This is a genomic window from Gordonia sp. DT219 (assembly GCF_049847065.1).
Lineage (GTDB): Bacteria > Actinomycetota > Actinomycetes > Mycobacteriales > Mycobacteriaceae > Gordonia.
The window spans coordinates 1-235 of sequence record NZ_JBNCNR010000127.1 but is presented as its reverse complement, the minus strand read 5'-3'; the positions used below and the strand labels follow the sequence as shown (position 1 = coordinate 235).

The following is a 235-nucleotide window of genomic DNA, read 5'->3' as shown; positions in this document are numbered from 1 at the left end:
CGTGGTCCTCCGCGGGCATGACGCCGGCCCAGATCGCCGAACACGCCCGCACCATCGCCAACGAACTCGCCGCCGACACCGACGACGGGGTGCCAGCCGCCGAAGACAAGTCCATCAACGAACTCGGCTACCACAAAACCGATGACGGCCGACTCGACGTGCGCGCCAACCTCGATGCCGTCGCCGGGGAGAAACTCCACAGCCTCGTCGAATCGCTATCCGCGCCGAAACCCCA

The 235-nt window shown here is 66.8% G+C and carries 1 pseudogene; it reads left to right on the top strand.

Annotation, left to right across the window (positions count from 1 at the left end):
• Positions 1-235: pseudogene (locus ACPXB3_RS22710) on the top strand (HNH endonuclease); the annotation flags it as partial.